The sequence below is a fragment of the Pseudoalteromonas sp. 0303 genome, assembly GCF_013349995.1.
Taxonomy (GTDB): domain Bacteria; phylum Pseudomonadota; class Gammaproteobacteria; order Enterobacterales; family Alteromonadaceae; genus Pseudoalteromonas.
Window position 1 is genome coordinate 1 of the sequence record NZ_JABVXF010000111.1, and the last position, 820, is coordinate 820.

1 protein-coding gene is annotated in these 820 nt (G+C 50.5%); it reads right to left on the reverse strand.

Going from position 1 to position 820, the window contains the following annotated elements; all coding sequences use genetic code 11:
- Positions 1–820, reverse strand: an 820-nt coding sequence (locus HUS62_RS22350) for a hypothetical protein (protein ID WP_175081196.1), incomplete at both ends; no start/stop codon positions are given.

Here is an 820-nt window from a genome sequence, read left to right on the forward strand (position 1 = left end):
ACGCCGTCGGCGGTTTTATCAATGCTGGTTGTGATCGCCGCGGTGTTATCAAGTTCGACTGAATCTTGTGCTGAAATCGGGTTGCCTGCCACATCGGATACGCTGGCGGTAGCGGTGAGTGTGCCGTCGTTTAATGCGCTTGCATCAATCGGATCAGTAACATACTCGCCGTTTTGTACAAGTGCCGTGGTTTCAACTTGGTTTGTGCCATCACTGATGATCACCGTCACAGTTTGACCGTCTTCCACATCGCTAACCGTGCCACGCACAACCGTGGCGGCGCTTTCGCCGTTGCCGTTAATCACGCCGTCGGCGGTTTTATCAATGCTGGTTGTGATCGCTGCGGTGTTATCAAGCTCGACTGAATCTTGTGCTGAAATCGGGTTGCCTGCCACATCGGATACGCTAGCTGTGGCAGTGAGTGTGCCATCGTTTAGTGCGCTTGCATCAATCGGATCGGTAACATACTCGCCGTTTTGCACAAGCGCCGTGGTTTCAACTTGGTTTGTACCATCGCTGATAATAACAGTAACAGTTTGGCCATCTTCAACATCGCTAACTGTTCCGCGCACAACAATGGCTGCACTTTCGCCGTTACCGTTAATAACGCCATCGGCTGTTTTATCAATGCTTGTGGTAATGGCGGCAGTGTTATCAAGCTCAACGCTATCTTGCGCACTTACAGGGTTACCAGCTAAATCAGACGCTGTAGCAGTGGCGGTTAATGTGCCGTCGTTTAAGTTGCTTGCATCAATCGGATCGGTAACATACTCGCCGTTTTGAACGGTTGCTTGAACTTCAATTGGCGCGTTTATACCAT